The organism is Glycomyces tenuis DSM 44171 (assembly GCF_000427885.1).
In the GTDB taxonomy this organism is placed as follows: domain Bacteria; phylum Actinomycetota; class Actinomycetes; order Mycobacteriales; family Micromonosporaceae; genus Glycomyces; species Glycomyces tenuis.
The window spans coordinates 42,576-59,703 of sequence record NZ_ATYW01000023.1; the positions used below are offsets into that span (position 1 = coordinate 42,576).

Consider the following 17,128-nt stretch of genomic DNA (forward strand, 5'->3'; position numbering starts at 1 on the left):
TCAGTCCTTCTCGTTCTCGCGCAGGTACTTCAAGATGGCGAGCACCCTGCGGTTGTGGCTGTCGGTGGGCGGGAGCCCGAGTTTGGTGAAGATGCTGTGGATGTGCTTCGAGACGGCGCCGTCGCTCAGGTACAGGGCCTCGGCGATGCCGCCGTTGGAGCGGCCCTCGGCCATGTGGGACAGGACCTCCCGTTCGCGGGGCGTCAGTCGCTCGACCTCGCTGCCTTCGCGGCGGACGAGGAGCTGGGAGACGACCTCGGGGTCGAGCGCGGTCCCGCCCTCGGCGACCCGCTTGACGGAGTCGAGGAACTCCGGGACGTCGGCGACCCGGTCCTTGAGGAGGTAGCCGACGCCGCGGGTCCGTCCGGTGAGGAGCTCGACGGCGTAGCGCTCCTCGACGTACTGGGAGAGCATGAGGACGGCGAGCCCGGGGTAGCGGCGGCGCAGCACCAGCGCGGCCCTCAGGCCCTCGTCGCTCTGGTCGGGCGGCATCCGCACGTCGACCACGACCAGGTCGGGGCAGTCGGCCTCGACGGAGCGGAGCAGCTGCTCGGCGTCCCCGACGGTGTCGAGGACCTCGATGCCGCCGAGTTCCATGAGACGGGCGAGCCCTTCCCGCAGCAGGACCGAGTCCTCGGCTATGACGACGCGCATGGCAGCTCCACTTCGATGGCGGTCGGTCCCCCTGCGGGACTGGCGAGGGTGAAGGTCCCGTCGACCGAGCGCACCCGGTCGGCCAGGCCGCGCAGGCCGGTGCCGTCCGCCGGGTCGGCGCCGCCGGTCCCGTCGTCGGTGACGACGAGGCGGAGGCGGTCGTCCCGCAGTGCGACGTCGACGGCGGCGCGGGAGGCGCCGGAGTGCCTGGCGACGTTGGCGAGCGCCTCGGAGACCACGAAGTAGGCCACCGCCTCGACGTCGCGGCCCGCGCGGCGGTCCATGTCGACGTGGACGCGCACCGGCACCGGGGAGCGGGCGGCGACGGCCGAGAGGGCCGCGTCGAGCCCGCGGTCCTCCAGCACCGCCGGGTGCAGGCCGCGGACGAGGTCGCGCAGTTCGGTGAGGGCCTGCTTGGCCTCCTCGTGCGCCTGCTCCAGGGCGCGGGCGCCGGGTTCGGGCAGGTCGGTGAGGGTGGCGCGGGCGATGCCGAGGTTCATCGCCAGGGAGGTGATGCGCTGCTGGGCGCCGTCGTGGAGGTCGCGTTCGATGCGCCTGCGCTCGGCGTCGGCCGCGTCGACGGTGGAGTCGCGGCTGGCGGCCAGGTCGCCGATGCGCTGTTCGAGCTCCTCGCTGCGGGTGACGCCGAGCATCAGGCGCGCCATCTGCGCGTCGAGGGCCGCGAGCCCGCGGGTGAGCCAGGGGGCCGCCAGCAGCAGGGCGAGGCCGAGGAGGGCGAACAGGAACGGCTCGGCCCCCGGGTCGGGGCCGCCCCAGTAGAGCGGGGCGGGCAGCAGCGCCGCGCCGACGCACCAGGTCGCGATGGCGATCGTCGCGGCGAGGGGCCCGTAGACGAACGCCAGGAGGTGGTAGGCCAGGCGTCCCCAGACCTTGCCGGTGCTCAGGAGGTCGAGCAGGACGCGGGGGCGGAGCGTGAAGCCCCGCTCGGGCCGTTCGCCGGGGAGGCTCAGACCGAGGTAGGCGGCGTGGCGGGAGCGCTGGAGGGCGGTCAGGCCCCGGTTCAGGGCGACGATCGCGCCGCAGGCCGCGAGCGCGAGGATGATCGTGGGCGCGCCGGCGATCGCGACGATCATCAGGCACAGGAGCGCGAGGCCGCCGAAGAGGCCGATGAACAGGCCGGTGACGAGGTGGGTGAGCGAGCGCCACGTCCGCGCCGCCCACAGCGCCCCGATCAGGCCGAGTGCTCCGGGCGGCCGCGGAGCGGCCGAGTCGGTGGTGGTGTCCATGCCTGAACCCTATTTTCGCAGGACGTGGGGCGCATTGCCGCTGGCCTCCGGCTTCGCGGTGGAGTTTTCTCCCGTACCCCCGGGCGTTGAGGCCGGGATACGTTCGCGCGCTGATGCCCCTTCGGCCCGCCGCGCCGACGATGGGGTCATGGACGACGACATCGTGTCGACCGACCGGTTGACGAAACGCTACGGCGACCGCGCGGCCGCCGACCGGGTCAGCCTGACCGTTCGCCGCGGCGAGGTCTACGGCTTCCTCGGCCCCAACGGGGCGGGCAAGACCACGACCCTGCGGATGCTGCTGGGGCTGGTCGAGCCCAGCGGCGGCTCGGCGCTCGTGCACGGCCTGCCTCCGGGCAGCCCCGGGGCGCTGCGCCGCACCGGCTCCCTCATCGAGGGGCCCGGCTTCTACCCCTACCTGTCCGGCCTGGAGAACCTCCGGGTCGTCGCCCGCTACCGCGGGCTGGGCCGGCGCGAGGCCGAGGAGGCCCTCGAGCGGGTCGACCTCGCCGAGCGCGGGAAGGACCGCTTCCGGACCTACTCGCTGGGGATGAAGCAGCGGCTCGGCGTCGCCGCGGCCCTCATGGGCCGCCCCGACCTGCTCGTGCTCGACGAGCCCACCAACGGCCTCGACCCGGCGGGCATGGCCTCGATGCGGCGCCTGATCCAGGACCTGAGCGGCGACGGGCAGACCGTCCTGCTCTCCAGCCACCTGCTCGCGGAGGTGCAGCAGTGCTGCCACCGCGTCGGCGTCATCGTCGACGGCCGAATGTCCTTCGAGGGCACCGTGGCCGACCTGCGCGGCGCCCGGGTGCTCCAGGTCGGCGCCGAGCCCGCCGAGCGGGCGGCGCCGATCGTGAAGGGAGCGGCGAGGGCCGAGGTCGAACAGGCCCGCGACGAGGACGGGCGCACGGTCCTCACCACCGAGGCTTCGGGCGTCGACGTCCCGGCCATGGTCCGCGAGCTCGTGGCCGACGGCGTGGACGTCCACTCGGTGGCGGTGCGCGAACGCTCGCTCGAAGACGTGTTCCTGACGATGACGGAGGCGCAGCGATGAACGCATGGATCGACAGCACCCGGGCCGAGCTGCGCAGGCTGATGCTCTGGCCGGCCACGTGGGTGCTCGGAGGCATCTGGATCACGCTCCTGTTCGCCTTCGTGTTCGCCTTCCCCTACATCGCCTACCGCTCGGGCGACCAGGACGCCTTCCAGGGCGGGCCGACGTCCGAGCTCCTGGCCTCGATGCTGCCGCAGGCGGCCCCGGCGTCGCTGATCCAGGGCACGCCGATGTTCGGCGGCGCCGTGGCCATGATCTTCGCGGCGCTCGTCGTGGGCAACGCCTACGGCTGGGGGACGTGGAAGACGGTCCTGACGCAGGGGCCCGGCCGCCTCGCCGCCACCGGCGGCACGCTCGCGGCGATCGGGGCGTGCGTGCTCGGGCTCGTGCTCTTCAGCACCGTGTTCGTCCTCGGCATGTCGAGCCTGGTCGCCGCGGTCGAGTCGCAGGACCTGGTGTGGCCCGACTGGGGCGAGACGGCGGCCTCGATGGGCGGGACGGCGCTGGTGCTCGGCATGTGGGCGTCCGGCGGCGCGTTCCTCGGGGCGCTGACGCGGGGCCCGGCGCTGAGCGTCGGCCTGGGCCTGCTGTGGACGCTGGTGGTGGAGAACCTGCTGCGGGGCGTGGCGCAGCTGATCGACGGCCTCCCGGCCGTGGTCGACCGGCTGCCCGGCTCCAGCGCGGGCTCCCTGGCCGGGGCGCTCAGCTCGGCGTCGGGCGACGCGGAGGGCACGCCGGGCGTGCTCGACGCCCTGTCCGGCCCGGTCGCGGCGGGCATGCTGGGCGGCTACGTGGTGGTCTTCCTGGTGCTCGCCTTCGCCCTGGTCGAACGGCGGGACGTGGCCTGAGGACGCGGCGCGGGGGCGGTCGGTCAGACCGCCCCCGCGTCGTGCGCCAGGAGCGCGATCTGCGTGCGGTTGTCGAGGCCGAGCTTGGCCAGGATGCTGGAGACGTGGGCCTTCGCGGTGGTGACGCTCATGGCGAGCTCGGAGGCGAGCTCGGCGTTGGAGCGGCCGCGCGCGATCGCGAGCGCCACCTCCCGCTCGCGCGGGGTGAGCGCGTCGAGCGCGGCCCGCGCCCGGTCGTAGGCGCCGGACTGGGCGACGGTGCGCTCCATCAGCCGCCGGGTGACGCTCGGGGAGAGGATCGGCTCCCCGGCGGCGACGCGGGTGACCGCGGCGACGATCTGCTCGGGCGGGGTGTCCTTGAGCAGGAAGCCGCTCGCGCCGACGCGCAGCGCCCGCAGGACGTTCTCGTCGGAGTCGAAGGTGGTCAGCACGATCACCTCGGGCGGGCGGGCGAGGGCGCGCAGCCGCCGGGTGGCGTCGATGCCGTCCACTCGCGGCATGCGCAGGTCCATGAGGACCACGTCGGGCGAGTGGGCGTCGGCGGCGGTGAGGGCCTCGCGGCCGTCGGCCGCCTCGGCGACCACGCTGATCCCCGCGGCACCATCGAGCATCATGGACAGTCCGGCGCGGACGAGGGCGTCGTCGTCGACCAGGAGCACGCGGATCACGCGGGCCATGGTAGCCGGGCCCGCAGGCGGAAGCGCCGCTCGGCGACGCCGTGGTCCAGTTCCCCTCCGGCGAGCTTGACCCGCTCGGCGAGCCCGACCAGGCCGAGGCCGGAGCCGCTGCCGTTCCCGGCGGGGACGGGCGGCAGCGGGTTGCGCAGCTCGATGAGCAGGCGGCCGCCGGGCTCGCCGCGGAGCACCGCCTCGACCGGGAGGCCGGGGGCGTGCTTGCGGGCGTTGGTCAGGCCCTCCTGGAGCACGCGGAAGGCCGTGCGGCCGATCGAGACCGGGGGCGCGGCCTCGGCGCGCTCGTCGACGAGGCGGATCGACTGGCCGACGCGGCGGGCCTCCTCCAGCAGCCGCGGCAGGTCGGCGAGGGTCGGCACGAAGCCGTCGTCGTCGGCCGTGTCGTTCTCCCGCAGCAGGCCGATGACCTGCCGCAGTTCGTCGAGCGCCTCGTGGATGCCCTGGCGGACGATGCCCGCGGCGGTGGCGAGCTGCTCGGGCGGGGCGTCGGGGCGGTACTCCAGCGCCCCGGCGTAGGTCGACACCAGCGACAGGCGGTGGGCCAGCACGTCGTGCATCTCCCGGGCGAGCTCGCGCCGCTCGGCGGCGCGGGCCTCGGCGACGCGGCGGCCCTGCTCGGCCTCGGCGCGGTGGGCGCGCTCGCGCAGCGAGGCGAGCAGTTCGCGGCGGGAGCGGGTCAGCGCTCCCCAGCCGAGCAGCGCGCCGTACACGGCGACGTCCAGCAGCAGCCACCATTCGTAGGAGATGGCCGGGTTCGGGTCCACCAGTCCCTGCACGGCGTGCGCGGCGACCCCGAGCGCCGCGACGGCCGCCGCGGGCGGCAGTCTCCGGTGCTGCGCCACCTGGACCACCCCGGCCGTCGCGGCCGGGGTCGCGATCGGCGTGAACGCGGCGAGGACCGTGGCGGCGATTGTGCCGCCGATCGGCCGCCACAGCTGCGCGAGCGCGGCGGCCACGCTCGCGACGGCGGCGGCGACGTCCCAGGCGGTGACGGGGTCGCGCGCCCACAGCGCGAGCGCGGTCAGCCCTCCGACGCCCACGAACATGACGGTCGCGGCCGCGAGCACGGGCTTCAGTCGCATCAGCATCGGGCCAGGCTAGCGCCGGGCGCGGAGGGCCGGACACCTACGGAAGTAGGGGGCGCCCGCCACCCGAGGAGGAGCGGCGGCGTTTCGCGGGCCGCGTCCGGGGAACCCGGCGGCGACGTCCGCAGGAGGGGGAACGCGATGAAGGCCGTGGTGTGGCACGGGACCGGGGACATCCGCTTGGACGAGGTGCCCGATCCGAAGATCGAGGAGGCGACCGACGCGATCGTGCGCATCACGCGCAGCGCGATCTGCGGCACGGACCTGCACATGGTGCGCGGCACGCTGCCGGGCATGGTCGAGGGCACGATCCTGGGCCACGAGGCCGTGGGCGTGGTCGAGGAGGTCGGGCCGGCGGTGCGCGGCTTCGTCCCCGGCGACCGGGTGGTGGTGCCCTCCACGGTGGGGTGCGGCACGTGCTCGTACTGCCGGGCCGGCTACTACGCGCAGTGCGACACCGCCAATCCGAACGGGCCCTCGGCGGGCACGTGCTTCTTCGGCGGGCCGAAGTCGACCGGGCCGGTCGACGGCCTCCAGGCCGAGTACGCGCGCGTGCCGTACGCGATGACGGGCCTGGTGCGCGTCCCGGACTCGGTGAGCGACGACCAGGCGATCCTGCTCTCGGACATCTTCCCCACCTCGTGGTTCGGCGCGAAGCTCGCCGAGGTCGGCAGGGGGGACACCGTGCTGGTGCTGGGCGCGGGCGTGGTGGGCCAGTTCGCGATCGCCTCGGCCAAGCGGCAGGGCGCCGGGCGGGTGCTCGTCGTCGACGGCATCGCCTCCCGGTTGGACAAGGCTCGCGAGCAGAACGCCGAGCCGATCGACTTCAACCGCGAGGACCCGGTCGACGCGGTCAAGGAGCTCACCGGCGGCATCGGCGTCGACCGCGTCATCGAGGCCGTGGGCGTGGACGCCCAGCGCCCGAAGTCCGGGCCCGCCGCCGAGCGGGCCGGGAGGATGGCCGAGCGCTTCGAGGCCGAGCGGCGGCAGGCCGCCCCCGAGGCGAACCCGAGCGGCGACCAGTGGGTGCCGGGCGACGCGCCGAGCCTCGCCTTCGAATGGGCCGTGGAGGCCGTGGCCAAGGCGGGCAGCATCGGCGTCATCGGCGTCTACCCGCCCGGCTTCAACAGCTTCCCCATCGGCACGGCGATGAACAAGAACCTCACCGTCCAGATGGGCAACTGCAACCACCGCCGCTATCTGCCCGCGCTGCTCGACCTCGTGGTCTCCGGCACGGTCGACCCGACCGCGTTCATCACGCGGCACGAGCGGCCCACGAACGCCGTCGAGGCCTACGAGACCTTCGACCGGCGCGAGGACGGCTGGCTCAAGACCGTTCTGGACGTCGCCTGAGCGCCGGTGTCGCAGGCGGCCGGTAGTGTCCGGTCTCCTACGAGAGGAGGCCCGCATGGCGACGAGGATCGATCTGACGCTCGACTGCGCGGACGCGGTGCTGCTGGGCGAGTTCTGGAAGCTGGCGCTGGGGTATGTGGACGAGCCGCCTCCGGCGCCGTTCGCCACCCGCGAGGAGTGGCTGCGGCACCACGGGGTGACCGAGGTCGACCCGCGCGAGGGCGCCTGGCTCTGCGACCCTGACGGGCTCGGCCCGCGGCTGTCGATCCTGCGCGTCCCCGAGCCGAAGACGGCGAAGAACCGGCTCCACATCGACGTCCGCGTCGGCGGCAGCGGCGACGACCGGTGGGAGCGGATCACCGCCGAGGTCGAGCGGCTGCGGGCGGCCGGGGCGGGCGTGCTGTGGGAGGAGGCGGGCCATCACGTGGTCATGGCCGACCCGGAGGGCAACGAGTTCTGCGTCGCCTGAGCCCGGGGCCTGGTCGACAGATCCGACCGGGCGCCGTCCGGCCCGTCCGCGCCCGCTCGCCGCGTTGCCGGGGCGCCCGGATCCGACACCGTCTCCCTGCCGCATACTGCCGCCTCCTGACGTTAAATGCGTTGATTCTCGCCCCGCGATCCCGGAGGATGTGTCTCGCGACGAGGCCCGTTGTCCCCCAGTCACTCAAGCGAGAGGAGTCTTGCCGTGCCATTCACCACCCTCGAGACCAAGGCGGCTCCGATCCGCCTGTGGGGCGATGTCGACGCGGTCGAGCCGCAGGCGCGCGGGCAGCTGTACAACATCGCGAAGCTGCCGTGGGTCCACGGCGTCGCGGTCATGCCCGACGTCCACTACGGCATCGGCGCCACCGTCGGCTCGGTCATCGCCATGCGCGGCGCGGTCTCGCCCGCCGCCGTCGGCGTCGACATCGGCTGCGGCATGACCGCGCAGCGCACCTCCCTGACCGCCTCGGACCTGCCCGACGACCTGGGCCGTCTGCGCTCGGACATCGAGGCGGCCGTCCCGGTCGGACAGTCGATGCACAAGAACTCGGTCGACACCAAGAGCCTGGGGACCGGCCTGCACGGCTGGCACGAGTTCTGGTCGGGCCTCGACGAGCTCGCCGGGCCGGTGGCCCGGCGCGTCCAGGGCAAGGCCATGAAGCAGCTGGGCACGCTCGGCGGCGGCAACCACTTCATCGAGGTGTGCCTGTCCGACGACGACCAGGTCTGGCTCATGCTGCACTCCGGTTCGCGGTTCGTCGGCAACGCCTTGGCGCAGCACCACATCGAACGCGCCAAGTCCCTGCCGCACAACGCGGACCTGCCGGACCCGGACCTGGCGGTCTTCGTGGCCGACACGCCGCAGATGGAGGCCTACCGGCGCGACCTGTACTGGGCGCAGGACTACGCCCGCCGCAACCGGGCGGTCATGATGGCGCTGCTGCGCAAGGTCGTGAAGAAGCGGTTCGCCAAGGCGCGCTTCGACACCGAGATCTCCGCGCACCACAACTACGTGGCCGAGGAGACCCACGACGGCCAGGACCTGCTGGTCACCCGGAAGGGCGCGATCCGCGCCGGGAAGGGCGACATGGGGATCATCCCCGGCTCGATGGGCGCCTCCAGCTTCATCGTGCGCGGCCTGGGGAACGGGGCGGCCTTCGAGTCGGCCTCGCACGGGGCCGGCCGGAAGATGAGCCGCAACGCCGCCAAGCGACGGTTCACCGCCGCGGACCTCGCCGCCCAGACCGAGGGCGTCGAATGCCGCAAGGACGCCGGGGTCGTCGACGAGATCCCGGCCGCCTACAAGGACATCGAGGAGGTCATGGCCGCCCAGGCCGACCTGGTCGAGGTCGTGGCCCGGCTCCGCCAGGTCGTCTGCGTCAAGGGCTGAACCGCGTGCACCGCCCGCGGCCCGCACGGGCCGCGGGCGGTCGCGTCTCCGGCCGCTTCATCGCTCTCCCACTCGGAACCCCGACGGTCTCGTGACCTGCGACACAGCATGTCACGGGGATCGGCGGGGCGGTGTCTTGAGACGAACCCGAGAAACCGAAGGAGACACGATGAGCGAGACATGCAAGGTGGTGGTGGTCGGCGGCGGATACGCCGGAGCCATGGCCGCCAACCGCCTGACCCAGCGCGACGACGTCGCGGTGACGCTGGTCAACCCGCGCCCGCACTTCGTCGAGCGGCTCCGGCTGCACCAGCTGGTGGGCGGGTCGCACAAGGCGGTCGTCGACTTCCAGGAGATCCTGTCGCCGAAGGTCCGTCTGGTGGTCGACACCGTGGAGCGGATCGACGCCGCCGGACGCCGGGTCGCTCTGAAAGAGGGCGGCGCGCTCGGCTACGACTATCTGATCTACGCGGTGGGCAGCGGCAGCGCCGACCCGAGCGTGCCGGGGGCGGCCGAGTTCTCCTACCCGATCGCCTCCCTGGAGGAGGCGCAGCTGCTGCGCTCGGCCATGGACGAGCTGCCCCGGGCCGCGGCCGTGGTCGTGGTCGGCGGCGGCCCGACCGGCATCGAAGTCGCCTCCGAACTGGCCGAGCAGGGCCGCGCCGTGACCATGGTTTGCGGCGGCGTGCTCGGGCCGTACCTGCACCCGCAGGGCCGCCGCACCGTCGCCAAGAAGCTCGCCGCGCTCGGCGTGACCGTGCGCGAAGGCGGGGACACGAGGGTCACGGAGGTCATGAGCGACGCGGTGCGGCTCGCGGGCGGCCGGGAGCTGCCGAGCGCGCTGACCATCTGGACCACCGGCTTCGGCGTGCCGAAGCTGGCCATGGAGAGCGGGCTGCGCACCGACGCCCTGGGGCGCCTGCTCACTGACGAGACGCTGACCAGTGTCGACGACGACCGCATTCTCGCCGCCGGGGACTCGGCCGCGCCTTCGGGCATGCCGCTGCGCATGAGCTGCCAGGCCGCGGCCAGGGTCGGCGCGCACGCCGCCGACACGGTGCTCAACCGGCTCGCCGGCGCGCGGCCCGGCCCGCTCGACGTCGGCTTCTTCGGCCAGTGCCTCAGCCTGGGCCGGCGCGACGGCGTCTTCCAGTTCGCCTCCAAGGACGACAACGCGATCAGGTGGCACCTGCGCGGCTCCTTCGCGGCGAAGGTCAAGGAGACCACCTGCCAGAAGTCCGTCGAGCACATGGCGCAGGAGGGGCGCAAACCCGGCTCGATGACCTGGCGCAGGGACGACGAGCGCCAGCAGCGGCTGCGGGACGCCTCGCACGCGGGGAAACAGGCCGCCTGACGAGGGCGGGCGCGCCGTCGGCGCGGCTGAGGCCCCGCCGACGGCGATCATTGAGGCGACGGCGAAGAAGGGAACCGAGACATGAGCGACCAGTCCACCGATCCGGCGACGGAGGCGTTCGTCGCCTACCGCAATCTGCTGTTCACCGTCGCCTACGAGATCCTCGGCTCGGCCGCCGACGCCGAGGACGTCCTCCAGGAGACGTGGCTGCGATGGGTCAATGTGGACCTGGCGGAGGTGCGCGACCAGCGCGCCTACCTGGTCCGCATCACCACCCGGCAGTCGCTGAACCGGCTGCGCGCCATGCAGCGCCGCAAGGAGGCCTACATCGGGCCGTGGCTGCCCGAGCCGCTGCTCACCTCGCCGGACGTGGCCGAGGACGTAGAGCTCGCCGAGAACGTGTCGATGGCGCTCATGGTCGTCCTCGAAGCGCTCTCACCGACCGAGCGCGCCGTCTTCGTGCTGCGGGAGGCCTTCGACGTCGGCTACGACGAGATCGCGGCCACCCTCGGCAAGACACCGGAGGCCGTCCGGCAGATCGCCCACCGCGCCCGCGCCCACGTCGAGGAGCGCCGCCCCCGCAAGGCGGTCTCCCCCACGAGCGAGACCCGCGCGACGGTGGACTTCATCGTCCGCGCGCTCCACGAAGGGGAGCCGCACCGGCTCCTCGAAGTGCTCGCCCCCGAGGTCGTCCTCATCACCGACGGCGGCGGCATCAAGCAGGCCACGCTGCGGCCGATCACCGGCGCCGAGCGGGTGACCCGGATGGCCGCGGGCCGCCTCGCCAAGCTGTCCTCCGCCGTCACCGTGGAGGCCACCGTGGTCAACGGCAGCCCGGGGATTCTCCTGCGCCTCAACGGGGAGATCGACGGCGTCCTGGCGCTCCGCGTCGACGACGCCCGCGTCACCGGCCTCTACTACGTCCGCAACCCCGAGAAGCTCGCTCGCCTCGGCGCCGAGACGGTGCTGACCCTGCGCTGAGTCTGTGCCCTGCCTCGAACCGCGGCTCAGTCGATGCCCTACATGGATCGAGTGGGCCCGGGCTCGCGAGCGCGGCAGGAATCGGAGAGGACGCATCGGCAGTCAGGGGACGCCTTCAAGATCGCAAGGCGCGGGACCTTCCGTGAAGGACCCGCGCCTTGCGAACGACCATCAGGCCGAGGCGCCGCCGTCGATGACCAGATCGTGGCCGACCACGTAGCTGGACTGGTCACTGGCCAGCCACAGCACCGCGTCCGCGACCTCCTCGGTGCGGCCGACGCGGCCGATCGGGATCGTCTCGGTCATGCGGGCGTCGCGGTCGGCGCTGGTCTCACCCGGGCCGAACGACAGGCGGGTGTCGATCGGGCCGGGGCTGACGGCGTTGACGCGCACGCCCTCGCGGATGTATTCGCGTCCCGCGGTGCGGGTCAGCAGGCTGATCGCGCCATTGGACGCGGTGTAGGGGGCGTATCCGACCGGGCGGGCATGGACGCCGAACACCGAGGCGTTGTTGACGATGGCGCCGCCGCCGTTGGCGCGCATGTGCGCGATCTCGTGCTTCATCGCCAGCCAGGTCCCCTTGGCGTTGACGTCCAGCACCTGCGAGAAGTCCTCAAAGGTCTGCTCGGCGGAGGGGCCGACGGTGCCCACGACGCCCGCGTTGTTGAAGGCGATGTGCAGGCCGCCGTGGCGCTCGACCACGGTCGCGACCAGGGCCTCGACCTGGGCCGGGTCGGCGACGTCGGCCGTGGTCGCCGAGGCCCGGCCGCCCTCGGCCTCGATCAGCTTCACGGTCTCCTCCAGGCTCGCCAAAGTGCGGCCCGCCACTGCGACGACGGCCCCGGCCCTGGCGAAGGCGAGCGCGACGGCGCGTCCGATGCCTGCCCCGCCGCCGGTCACGAGGGCCACTTTGCCGTTGAAGCGGTCGTCGATCTGCGTGCTCATGCGTGTTTCCTCTACTGCGTGAATGTGACTACTTGGCGTGCTCCAACCTTGCGCCCGAACCGAATTGGCATCAAGCACCGATCGCGCTACGGTCGTTTAGCCGGACTCAACAATGCCGTTCTCAACGATGGGGGTCACATGCTGGAGCGCCACGAGATCGAGACCTTTCTGATCCTGGCGGAGGAGCTGCACTTCGGGCGCACCGCGACCAGGCTGCGAGTGACCACCGGACGAGTGAGCCAGACGGTCAAGAAGATCGAGCGCCGCATCGGCGCGGCGCTGTTCGAGCGCACCAGCCGCACCGTGAACCTGACCCCCATCGGGCGGCAGCTGGCGGCCGACTTGGGCCCCATCGTGTCCGACATGGAGAAAGCGCTCCGGCGGGCCGTCACCGCCGGACGCGGCGTGGAGGGCGTGCTGCGCGTCGGCTTCATGGGCGCCGCCGCCGGGCAGCTGGTCAGCAAGGCCCTCAACGTGTTCGGCCCCCGCCACCCCGAGTGCGCTCCGCAGCTTGTCGAGGTCGGCAACGCCGACGTCGGGACGTTGATGCGGGAGGGCGAGGTCGACGTCCTCGTGGCCGCTCGCCCGTTCCCCGGGGTGGTGCTGGGCCCGGTCCTGATGACCGAGCCGCGGGTCCTGGCGGTGCCCGCGGCCGGACCGCTTGCGGCCGAGGAGTTCGTGCCGGTGGCGGCCCTGACCGAGCACCCGGTGCTCCAGTTGTCCACTCAGGCCCTGCACGGGGTGGGCGTGACCCGACAGTCCAGTTGCATCCCCGAGGGCGAGGAGCTGCTGATCGGGCCCAGCGTCAGCACCTTCAGCGAGATGCTGACCATGGTCGGGGCCGGGCGGGGCGTGGTCCCCGTGGGGGCTCACGTCGCCTCCTACCACCCGCGGCCCGATATCGCCTACGTGCCGTTCTGCGATTCCAGCCCGGTCGAGTGGGGCCCGGTGTGGCTGGAGGCCAACGAGACAGAGCGGGTGCGCGCGTTCGTACGCGCCGCCGTCGATGCCAACGCGCCGGTGCCGGAGCCGGTGGGAGCAGACCGGGCCGCGCGGCCGACGAGCTGAGGCACCGGCCGGTTCGCAGAGCATGCGGCGGCCCGATTCGAAGTCGCGGAAACCGTCCCTCGGCGGTGCCGCGACCGGCCGCGTCGACTCCTCGAAACCGCACCCGCTCATCAGGTCTGCGAGCCTGCCGATCGACAGCCGCCACGCCGGGGCCCCGCCGCGTCGACGACGCCCTCGTCACCGGCCTCTACTACGTCCGCAACCCCGAGAAGCTCGCCCACCTCGGCGCCGAGACGGTCCTGACCCTGCGCTGAGCGCCCGCACCTTGTCCAGAGTGGAACCGCAGCTAGGCCGGTGCCGGGCCGGAGGCGCTCGGCGACGATGATGCGCTGCTCCACCGGGATCGAATCGTCGTCGAGCGGGACCGGGCAGATGTGGACGGTGCCGACGGCCATGCCATCGGCCGAGGCATAGGGTCGGGCCTGACTACGCCTTGAGGGCGGACGGTGGCGCCTCGTCCGATATCGACGGGGCGTCGAGGAGGAACCGCTGAAGTGCTCCATGACGGAACTCGTATGCCGCGCCGACCCGGCGCAGCACTCCGAGCCGATGTGAGTCTTCGAGGAAGTCCATGAGATGCCGCGGCAACTTCGACTCCCGTCGGGAAAGGCGGAAGTGTGTGAGGCGGTAGCGAACCCAGTCCTCGCGGCTGAGCGCGCCCGCCAGCCCGGCCATCAACACGCCCATCAGCACACCCACCAGCCCGGCCACCAGCCCGAGCACCGGCCCGACCTCCAGCCCGGCCATCAGCCCGCTCATCAGCCCGCTCATCAGCCCGGTTGCCAGCCAAAGTCCAATCAGTGTATTGCGGGAGCCGAGCAGAACCTGCCTGGCCGTAAATGTCTGCAACTGCGACTGAGTATGCGTGTCTGTTGTCAGCCCGTACACCAGCACGGTCAGGGAACCGACTACCGGCCCGGCCATCAGCCCAGCCACTGGCCCAATCTCCCGCCCGAACGTCAGCCCGAACATCAGCCCGAACATCAGCCCGAGCACCGACCCGAACACGACCCCCCGGCGGCCGAGTCTGAGGCGTACGGGCAGGAGTACTTGTTCCGAGGCGCGGCGAGGGTTCGTTTCGGCCAGTTGCCACCATTCGAACTGCGAGGTCTGGAGCAGGTCCATGTGGGCGGCGATGAACTTCAACCACCTTGTGGCGTCAGCGGGATCGTACTTGCGACTGATCGCCGCCATGTCGCTCGCGCCGGGAGACCGCCGCGACGAAGCGGTGGCTTGAGCCTTTGCGGCTGCGGTGCCACGTGTGTACCGAGAGGAGATGAACCGGCTGATCAGATCGTGTTCGACCGCGTCTCGATCCTTGTACTGCGCGAGCCGATCCAGTTCAGGGCGGTCGTCTTCACTCTTATACGCCTCACGGCAGAGGAAGACCATCAGCGGCGTGGTCAGCGCCTGCGCGATAGGGCTGCCGTCCTTCCGCAGCTGTCCGATCACCGCATCCCAGTGGCCCTCGTCCTGGTGTCCCGATTTCAGGAACAGTTCGGCCTTATCCTGAGTGATCGGCCGCAGGGTCACCGTGGCTGTGACCCCCAGGCGATCGCCGAAGGCGCTCATGGCCTCGGTGAACTGTTCGATGCGCGAGGTGAGCACGACCGGGCACGGCAGGGTCGTCAGCGTCTGGCGCAGCGCGCGCAAGGCGTCCTGGGAGCGAGAGGCCGCGATCTCGTCGAACCCGTCGAGCACGAGGACCAGATGACCACCGGCCAAGAGCCGACCGGCGATGTCCGACTCGCGGTCACCGCTTGTCTTCGGCAGGTCATAGTGTTTGACCAGTTCGTCTTCGATCCATGCTTGCAGGTCATGGCCGGGGTTCCACTCGCCGATGCGGAACAGCACTGGCACCGGACCGGCGTCTTCTCGGTCGGTCCGCCCTGTGAGGAGCTGGTGTGTCAGCAGCATCGCGGCCGTGGATTTCCCGGCTCCCTTGTGGCCGAGAATCACCGTGAGCTGCGGACGGTGTTTCCGCCAATCATCGGCGAGTGTCGAGAGACCGCGTGGCGTCGTCGCCTTGGGAACATGGCCGTCTCCGATGAATTTCTGACGAGTCTCAGCGGTGCTGAACCGGGGATTGAACGTCCAATCGACCTCGATGTAATCGCTTCCGGCCAGGCCGAGCAGGTCAATCTCACTGCCGACCTCTTTGACGACCAGTTCGGCAAGCCGATCTCCGTAGTCTTGTGGTTCTGCTGTCGTGTTCTGCGCCGCTCGGCGATAGTTGAGCACGTTGACAACCGCAGAGACGGCGGCCCCGAGCCCGCTCATGATGGAAGACGCCTTCGCCACATCTGCCACGAAATCGTGACCGGCGCGTTCGCCGAGCCACCATGACAGGACGGCCAACGCACACAGAACGAGGGCAAGGACGGTCCATATCCATCCTCGTTGTCGACGACGCCGAGAGGGGGAGGGTCTGGGCATGCCGTTGATGATATTGCGGTGCTACCGCATTGGTTGCACCGCAGCAATCGGAATATCGGTTGGCCGAAGCAGGGTTACTGGTCTTCCCGCTCCCACTCGGCTACCAGCTCCTCAGCATCATCAAGGATGCGGTCGAGGTCGGGACGCACCGAAGTACCCTGAACACCAAGCCTTCCAATGATCATGATCTGCGTGGTCACGATGTCTTCCCTGGTCAGGTCCTCGAAGAGAGAGACCTCCCCGGCGCTCGCCCGGATGACCGCTTCAGCGGTCAGCGGTTTGAACTCATCGGCGCCGCTGTAGTCTTCCCGCAGCCTTCTGACGAACCCGGCGATCGCATCTCGGGTGAGGTTGTCCCCGAAGGAATCTTCGAGAATTGCGGCGAAAACCGCAGCCAGGAGCCAGAGACCTGGATCAAGGCCGCCCAAGTCAGCGGCATCGCCCCCTTGGCGAGCTTCGCGACCGGGCTCTACAAGGACTGGGACGCGGTCGTCAACGGACGCACCTTGCCCTACAGCTCCGGCGTCGTCGAAGGACATGCCAAGCGCGTCAAGATGATCAAGCGGTAGATGCATGGTGGGGTCGGATTCCACCTGCTGCGCAAGCGAATCCTCTACCCCAACTGAGCACTGCGATCGCGACGATTCCGCAGTGCCAGCGTTTCCTCTCCGCTGGCACTGGAGTTGATTCCAGGACGCGGCAACGGCCCGGGCGCTTACACGCTCGGGCCGTTCGGCTTGCACAGCCCCGGAAGCGTCAGGAACTCTCCCGCACCACACGATCCCTGTAGGCCTGCCAGGAGTCAAACGACTCGTCAGCAGACTCGGAAGTCAGCCACTCGCCACTGCCGGAATCGAGCGCCCGCGCTTCGAATGCCCGCGCCACCGCGAGTGCCGCGGCACCGGCCTCGCCGCCGCCCCGGATGTACAGCGACACTGTCCCAACCTCATCGGAACTGTTCGGGTACAGGGACGCCTCCATGGAGAATCCGGGCCCTTCAAACTGCCCCCAGCCGAGGGCGTCGAAGGTGATGCCGGGCAGTTGCCCGGCCAGGACCTCGCGGACCTCGGCGACGGAACCCAGGCTCGGCGGCTCCCAGTCGTCCGGGAGGTCGTTGAACTCCTCGAATTCGCGAGGCGCCCGCATGATGGTCACGTCCCAGCTCATGCCGCGACTATATACGTCGCTGGAGACAATCCCGCCGGGTCGTTCCAGCACCGGAATCGTCAGGCGCGCTTGGCGGCCTCGGCGGCGGTGCGGGCCTGCTCGATCTGGTCCTTCGCGGACTGGAGCGCGGCCACGACGCCACCCGCTCCCAGTGATTGAGCGGAGGAGACGAGCTCCTCGGCCATCTGCTTGCTCGCCTCGATCTGGGCGGTGAGTTCTTCGGCGGCTTGCTTGTTCGCATCGAGCACGGTGACAAGTTCGTCGATTGAGGCCACGGGGGTGTGATCCGTTCTACTGCGTTCAGTACGGGGTGAGTTACCCACCGAACGCTATCGCATTACGGCAAACCGGTGGGTTCCGGTCGTGGC

The 17,128-nt window shown here is 71.3% G+C and carries 19 protein-coding genes; 10 read left to right on the forward strand and 9 right to left on the reverse strand.

Annotated elements, in window-relative coordinates:
* Both YWW_RS0121645 and YWW_RS0121650 read right to left on the reverse strand, forming a co-directional pair.
* Positions 1 to 654, reverse strand: coding sequence for a response regulator transcription factor (locus YWW_RS0121645; RefSeq protein WP_026931745.1), 654 nt, complete (start codon positions 652 to 654; stop codon positions 1 to 3).
* A complete protein-coding gene (locus tag YWW_RS0121650) occupies positions 639 to 1,901 on the reverse strand; it encodes a sensor histidine kinase (RefSeq protein ID WP_026931746.1) in 1,263 nt (420 codons plus the stop codon). Before YWW_RS0121650 ends, YWW_RS0121645 begins: the two co-directional genes overlap by 16 nt.
* Positions 1,902 to 2,049: 148 nt before the next feature.
* On the opposite strand from YWW_RS0121650, the gene YWW_RS0121655 reads away from it, so the two are divergent.
* Together YWW_RS0121655 and YWW_RS0121660 are read left to right on the forward strand one after the other, a co-directional pair.
* Entirely contained in the window at positions 2,050 to 2,958 is a 909-nt protein-coding gene (locus YWW_RS0121655; RefSeq protein ID WP_026931747.1) for an ABC transporter ATP-binding protein, read from the forward strand.
* The gene (locus YWW_RS0121660; protein ID WP_026931748.1) at positions 2,955 to 3,806 is read left to right on the forward strand and encodes an ABC-2 transporter permease; all 852 of its coding nucleotides are present in this window, start codon (positions 2,955 to 2,957) and stop codon (positions 3,804 to 3,806) included. The genes YWW_RS0121655 and YWW_RS0121660 overlap by 4 nt, the downstream gene beginning before the upstream one ends.
* Positions 3,807 to 3,829: 23 nt before the next feature.
* Here YWW_RS0121660 and YWW_RS0121665 read toward each other — a convergent pair whose 3' ends face one another.
* Positions 3,830 to 4,483, reverse strand: coding sequence for a response regulator (locus YWW_RS0121665; RefSeq protein ID WP_026931749.1), 654 nt, complete (start codon positions 4,481 to 4,483; stop codon positions 3,830 to 3,832).
* Entirely contained in the window at positions 4,471 to 5,586 is a 1,116-nt protein-coding gene (locus YWW_RS0121670) for a sensor histidine kinase (protein WP_026931750.1), read from the reverse strand. The genes YWW_RS0121665 and YWW_RS0121670 overlap by 13 nt, the downstream gene beginning before the upstream one ends.
* Positions 5,587 to 5,724: 138 nt before the next feature.
* Here YWW_RS0121670 and YWW_RS0121675 point away from each other — a divergent pair, with 138 nt between their 5' ends.
* The 5 genes from YWW_RS0121675 (at position 5,725) to YWW_RS0121695 (ending at position 11,144) form a co-directional block, all read left to right on the forward strand.
* The gene (locus YWW_RS0121675) at positions 5,725 to 6,936 is read left to right on the forward strand and encodes a zinc-dependent alcohol dehydrogenase (protein WP_026931751.1); all 1,212 of its coding nucleotides are present in this window, start codon (positions 5,725 to 5,727) and stop codon (positions 6,934 to 6,936) included.
* 55 nt (positions 6,937 to 6,991) lie between these two features.
* On the forward strand, positions 6,992 to 7,405 hold the full coding sequence (locus YWW_RS0121680; RefSeq protein WP_026931752.1) for a VOC family protein: 414 nt from the start codon (positions 6,992 to 6,994) through the stop codon (positions 7,403 to 7,405).
* Between the two features lie 216 nt (positions 7,406 to 7,621).
* The gene (locus tag YWW_RS0121685) at positions 7,622 to 8,809 is read left to right on the forward strand and encodes an RtcB family protein (protein WP_026931753.1); all 1,188 of its coding nucleotides are present in this window, start codon (positions 7,622 to 7,624) and stop codon (positions 8,807 to 8,809) included.
* A gap of 169 nt (positions 8,810 to 8,978) precedes the next feature.
* A complete protein-coding gene (locus YWW_RS0121690) occupies positions 8,979 to 10,163 on the forward strand; it encodes an NAD(P)/FAD-dependent oxidoreductase (RefSeq protein WP_026931754.1) in 1,185 nt (394 codons plus the stop codon).
* A gap of 81 nt (positions 10,164 to 10,244) precedes the next feature.
* Positions 10,245 to 11,144 (forward strand): RNA polymerase sigma-70 factor, encoded by a 900-nt coding sequence (locus tag YWW_RS0121695; protein WP_026931755.1) that lies wholly within the window; start codon positions 10,245 to 10,247, stop codon positions 11,142 to 11,144.
* Positions 11,145 to 11,315: 171 nt separating this feature from the next.
* Here the strand turns inward: YWW_RS0121695 and YWW_RS0121700 are convergent, their stop codons facing one another.
* A complete protein-coding gene (locus YWW_RS0121700) occupies positions 11,316 to 12,089 on the reverse strand; it encodes an SDR family NAD(P)-dependent oxidoreductase (protein WP_026931756.1) in 774 nt (257 codons plus the stop codon).
* Between the two features lie 138 nt (positions 12,090 to 12,227).
* On the opposite strand from YWW_RS0121700, the gene YWW_RS32190 reads away from it, so the two are divergent.
* Positions 12,228 to 13,157, forward strand: a complete 930-nt coding sequence (locus YWW_RS32190; RefSeq protein WP_035698918.1) for a LysR family transcriptional regulator — start codon at positions 12,228 to 12,230, stop codon at positions 13,155 to 13,157.
* 65 nt (positions 13,158 to 13,222) lie between these two features.
* Positions 13,223 to 13,411: a hypothetical protein gene (locus tag YWW_RS37005; protein WP_155830321.1), complete on the forward strand. Its 189-nt coding sequence runs from the start codon at positions 13,223 to 13,225 to the stop codon at positions 13,409 to 13,411.
* Between the two features lie 172 nt (positions 13,412 to 13,583).
* Here YWW_RS37005 and YWW_RS0121715 read toward each other — a convergent pair whose 3' ends face one another.
* Together YWW_RS0121715 and YWW_RS37575 are read right to left on the reverse strand one after the other, a co-directional pair.
* The gene (locus tag YWW_RS0121715) at positions 13,584 to 15,515 is read right to left on the reverse strand and encodes an NACHT domain-containing protein (protein ID WP_026931758.1); all 1,932 of its coding nucleotides are present in this window, start codon (positions 15,513 to 15,515) and stop codon (positions 13,584 to 13,586) included.
* Positions 15,516 to 15,667: 152 nt separating this feature from the next.
* Complete coding sequence (locus tag YWW_RS37575; RefSeq protein ID WP_035698922.1) at positions 15,668 to 16,021, reverse strand: hypothetical protein; 354 nt, start codon at positions 16,019 to 16,021, stop codon at positions 15,668 to 15,670.
* On the opposite strand from YWW_RS37575, the gene YWW_RS37580 reads away from it, so the two are divergent.
* Entirely contained in the window at positions 16,007 to 16,162 is a 156-nt protein-coding gene (locus tag YWW_RS37580; protein ID WP_425402708.1) for a hypothetical protein, read from the forward strand. The two genes, YWW_RS37575 and YWW_RS37580, sit on opposite strands and share 15 nt — an antisense overlap.
* 187 nt (positions 16,163 to 16,349) lie before the next feature.
* On the opposite strand, the gene YWW_RS0121725 is transcribed toward YWW_RS37580, so the two are convergent.
* Together YWW_RS0121725 and YWW_RS0121730 are read right to left on the reverse strand one after the other, a co-directional pair.
* Positions 16,350 to 16,760, reverse strand: coding sequence for a hypothetical protein (locus YWW_RS0121725; RefSeq protein ID WP_026931759.1), 411 nt, complete (start codon positions 16,758 to 16,760; stop codon positions 16,350 to 16,352).
* 59 nt (positions 16,761 to 16,819) lie between these two features.
* On the reverse strand, positions 16,820 to 17,035 hold the full coding sequence (locus tag YWW_RS0121730) for a hypothetical protein (RefSeq protein ID WP_026931760.1): 216 nt from the start codon (positions 17,033 to 17,035) through the stop codon (positions 16,820 to 16,822).
* Positions 17,036 to 17,128 lie beyond the last annotated feature (93 nt).